This window comes from Chamaesiphon polymorphus CCALA 037, assembly GCF_003003845.1.
In the GTDB taxonomy this organism is placed as follows: Bacteria; Cyanobacteriota; Cyanobacteriia; order Cyanobacteriales; family Chamaesiphonaceae; genus Chamaesiphon; species Chamaesiphon polymorphus.
In genome coordinates, this window is the sequence record NZ_PVWO01000472.1 from 1 (window position 1) to 4,538 (window position 4,538).

Consider the following 4,538-nt stretch of genomic DNA (forward strand, 5'->3'; position numbering starts at 1 on the left):
GCCCATAGGGCGGGGTGGGTGGATCTACGCAGTAACTCAAATAACTTGTAGATACAACGTAGACTTGGGAGCAAGAGTAGGGGTAAGGACGACAGCTTAACTCCCAACTCCCAACTCCCAACTCACATTAACCTCCCTTGGCAAGCAGAAAGCCTTCGGCGATCGGCCCTAGAGCTAGGATGGGGAAGAAGGTTAAGGCACCCATGATGAGGATGACGCCTGCGGTGACGCTGGTAAACAGAATGGTATCGGTGCGGAGCGTACCTGTCGTGAATGGAACTGGTTGTTTGCGCGACATGCCGTCAGCCAGGATTAGTAGAGCCACGATCGGGATATAACGTCCGCCCAGTAAACTCAAAGAGGTACTCAGGTTCCACCACAGGGCTGTGGGTGCGGGTTGGCTATCGGCTAATCCTTCAAAGCCGGAACCATTATTGGCGGTGGCGGAGGCATATTCATACATGACTTGGGCGAGTCCGTGAAAGCCTGGATTGCTAATGCCAGCAAGTTGGTCGGGAAATGCTAGCGCGATCGCTCCGGGTATCAATACGAACAGGGGATGTACCAGTAAGAGCAAGAAGCTGGTTAAGACGACTTCACTTTTCTCGATTTTGCGTCCTAAGAATTCGGGGGTACGTCCGACCATCAATCCGGTGACAAATACGGCCAAAATTAGGTAGGAAAATAGGTATGCCGTCCCCGTACCCTGTCCGCCCCAGATAATTTGGAGAAACAGGTTAGATAAGAGCACGAATCCACCTGTAGGCATGAATGAGTCGTGCATGGAATTGACTGCACCAGTCATCGTCCCGGTGGTGGTCACGGCAAATAAAGCCGACTGCGCCCACCCAAACCGGACTTCTTTGCCTTCTAAATTGGGCTGTGCGCTACCGAGGATGGAGTTGACGAGGGGATTGCCTTGATACTCCCCAATTGCGGTGACGATGATAAATCCGACGTAAATGATAAATACCATCCCAAATACCAACCAAGCTTGCTTGCGGTTGTTGGCAATGACTCCGTAGGTATAAATCATTGATGTCGGAATCGAAATCATTGCTAATGTCTGAATCAGATTGGAAAATCCATTAGGATTCTCAAATGGATGTGCGGAGTTAATTGCAAAAAAACCACCGCCGTTTTCGCCCAATTGTTTGATAATCTCGAAGTGAGCGACAGGGCCGAGCGCGATCGCTTGACGCAGGTTCGGATCTTCTAATGTCGGCACGACGATCGGCCCTGAGAGGGTTTCTGGCACGCCAGCGGCAACTAATAAGAGCGTGCCGACGATACTAATCGGGAGTAAAATTCGGGTAATTGCCTGAGTTAAATCGACATAAAAATTACCCAAAGGTCTTCCCGTCAAGCCGCGAATAAACGCGATCGCGACGGCAATTCCCGTTGCCGCTGAGGTAAAGAACATAAATCCCAGCCCCAATATCTGCGAGAAATAGCTCAAAGTTGTTTCGCCAGAATAGTGCTGCTGATTGGTATTAGTGATAAATGAAATAGTCGTATGTAGTGCGGTGTCCCAAGTGGGCGCGCCCAATCCAGTTGGATTGAGCGGTAGCACTCCCTGCAACATTAAGATTGCAAATAGCAAAATGGCCATTGCCAAGTTGCTGTATAAAATTGCCCTAGCATATTGCCAGCCATTCATCTGGGTCTCAGGTTTGACACCACTGAGTCTAAACATCAGCCGCTCGATCGGCTGAAAAACTCGATCGAGCAGTGTTTTTTGACCTAAATAAACGCGGGCGATATAGCCACCAAATATCGGTGTAATTGCCACAATTAGAGCTAACGTCAATCCAATTTGAAGCCATCCCTGTAACATGATTCGATATTCCTCATCTGTACGATGCGCGAGCAAAGCCTCTCCTGTGGAGAATCGAGCTGAATTAGTCGATGGAGCTTCGATCTACTTTTGTTTTTTATTTGCTGCTCTATTTAATACAATCGCGCAACTTTAGTTGTTTGAAAAGGTATATTTATTTGTTTGAGTCAAATTCTGATGACCTGTCTAGATTTGAAGCCTTTCAAATTTGCTGACGTTTAGTGCGCGTTTAGATTGTGTTTATCTACTTTGCCATCACTTTTATTTACTTGTAAATTTTAAATTTTTTATTGGAGTATTACGTCTCTATCTAAAGAGCTATTTGTTGTCGAACGATCGATCGATGGTCGATTAAACATCTATCTTTCGATCGAAGGATAAACATGTTAAGATCGCTATTGCTTAGCTTTGATAAAATTACCCGCCAAATACTTGCTTTTGAGAAGGGGATCTTTATCGCTACACTGAATGAATCGGGCTTTTAGGGTGATGTCTTATGGCACTGCGAACTAATTCATTAAGTGTTTCCGAACAAACACCACACCAACCACAGCAGACACTACTGCTTCAAAGCTATGGTATCGATCGATTTTCGCGATTTTGGGTAACCGTTGGTTTGTTTGGAATCGTGTTTGCACTAGAGCTACTCACTCCCGCTGACTATGTGATGGGATACCTCTATATCAGTCCGATTTTGTTTTTCAAACCGCGACTGCATCGAGGTAGTACCATAGTGCTCGTAGCGATTGCGGTAGTGCTAACGCTGCTGAATATCTGGATTCCAGGCAAACAGCCGATTCAGCCCGCAATGGTGGCAAATCGACTGATTACCGTCGTTGCGCTGATTGTCACGGGACTTTTGAGCGATCGCAATCGTTATATTCAGCAAACTCTAGCACAACAGCAAGCCAAACTCCAAGTCCAAGAACAACTTGCCAGCCTACGGGAGGACTTTACATCCACTTTGGCTCACGATCTCAAAACGCCAATTTTGGGTGCCATAGAGACGCTTAAAGCCTTCGATCGAGGGCAATTTGGGGAGGTGCAACCTAAACAAAAACATGTATTGGGCGTGACGATCCGGTCGCATCAGACTACCTTACAATTGGTCGAAACCCTGCTTGATGTCTATCGCAACGATATTGAAGGCTTGCACCTACGGCAAATCCCGATCGATCTGAGCAAGTTAGCCGAATCCGCCGCCACCGCGTTGTTCGATCTTGCGGCGAGCCGCCGCGTTCACCTATCATTAAATTATGGAAACTCCGAGTTTCGGCAATTTCTGTGGGTGAATGGCGATGCTTTTCAACTAGAGCGGGTGTTTGCCAATCTAATTGCCAATGCCATCAATCACTCGCCACGCGGGGCAAAGGTGGAAATCGTGCTCAGTACCCAAGGTTCGCAGCAGGTAGTCAAAATCGCGGACACAGGCGCGGGAATTCAGCCAGATGAAATGACACACTTATTCGGTAGGTTTTATCAAGGCGAAAGCGATCGTCAAGCGAGCGGATCTGGTTTGGGTTTATATTTAGCTCGTCAAATTGTTGAGGCGCATGGCGGTACGATCTGGGCTGAAAATCGCTCTCCCCAAGGTGCAATTTTTGGGTTTCGCCTCCCTGCGATCGTTTATCCAGCTTCTTAGCTACAGAAAAGAAAACAATAGAGTTACATAGTTATAGGCTTTATGTTTGAGTATGAATTTAGCAATTAAATATCAGCAACAACTCTTAGAAAAAGCCCAATACTTATATCGCGAACGACCGATAAGTGAGGCAGTACAGCAAGCTTACTTGGCAACACCACGACATTTGTTTTTGAACCGCTATCGTAACTGGGGTGTGAGAGAGTGGCAGGAAGTAGATCGAGAGAATCTAGCCGAACATTTGGCAACAATCTACACGGACAAACCACTAATTCTCTTTGGCGAAGATGATGATAATATTCCTTCGACGATTTCACAACCATCGTTTGTGATGGAGATGCTCGATCTGTTACAAATTCAACCAGGGCAAACAATCTTTGAACTTGGTGCGGGGAGTGGTTGGAATGCAGCCTTAATGGGCAATTTAGTTGGTTTGTCAGGACATGTTTATAGCCTCAAAATCATTCCTGAAGTAGCTCGGATGGCTATGGAAACCATTAAAATGCTAGGCATTGAGAATGTCAGTATTATTAACGCCGATGGTGGTGAAGGGCACGGCACAGATATTCAATACGATCGAGCAATATTTACGGCTGGTGCTTACGATATACCGCATTATTTTTATTCTCAGATTAAACAAGATGGTTTATTGCTGATTGTTATCAAAAATCAAGGTGGTGGCGATAACCTATTTCTATTGAAAAAGACAGATAATTATTTTGAGTCGCTTGATTCAAGGGCTTGCGGATTCGTTCAACTCAAGGGAAGATATCAATTAGATAGTTTAGAGCCGATTAATATTGAGAATTTACCTGAATGGGTAGAGTTACAAAAGCAAGAAGTCTCGCGGAGAGCATTTTGGTGGGGCGGTAATGGTAAAGATGCTTTTCAGTGGTATACGATGGGAATTCGTAACTTTTTAAGTATTTCTGAGCCATCTTTTCGGGCATTTAAGACCGAAAAGAAAACGCCCAAATCGCGAGAATATCTATATTTTGGATTATGGCAGCAGGCACAGCATTCGCTAGTAATTGCCCAAAACGATCTACTGATTACTTA

At 45.6% G+C, this 4,538-nt stretch carries 3 protein-coding genes; 2 read left to right on the top strand and 1 reads right to left on the bottom strand.

Annotated elements, in window-relative coordinates; genetic code table 11:
• Positions 1 to 127: 127 nt before the first annotated feature.
• Positions 128 to 1,837 carry a potassium-transporting ATPase subunit KdpA gene (gene kdpA, locus C7B77_RS24645; RefSeq protein WP_106311151.1) on the bottom strand — a complete coding sequence of 570 codons (1,710 nt, stop codon included), beginning with the start codon at positions 1,835 to 1,837 and terminating at the stop codon, positions 128 to 130.
• Between the two features lie 496 nt (positions 1,838 to 2,333).
• On the opposite strand from kdpA, the gene C7B77_RS24650 reads away from it, so the two are divergent.
• Positions 2,334 to 3,479, top strand: a complete 1,146-nt coding sequence (locus tag C7B77_RS24650; RefSeq protein WP_106311154.1) for a sensor histidine kinase — start codon at positions 2,334 to 2,336, stop codon at positions 3,477 to 3,479.
• Positions 3,480 to 3,531: 52 nt separating this feature from the next.
• Positions 3,532 to 4,538, top strand: a 1,007-nt coding sequence (locus C7B77_RS24655; protein WP_106311157.1) for a protein-L-isoaspartate O-methyltransferase family protein, incomplete at its 3' end; no start/stop codon positions are given.

Excerpts from the sequence above, each read along its gene's own strand:
- C7B77_RS24650 (WP_106311154.1), top strand. The coding sequence starts at position 2,334 with ATGGCACTGCGAACTAATTCATTAAGTGTTTCCGAACAAACACCACAC.
- kdpA (WP_106311151.1), bottom strand. The coding sequence starts at position 1,837 with ATGTTACAGGGATGGCTTCAAATTGGATTGACGTTAGCTCTAATTGTG.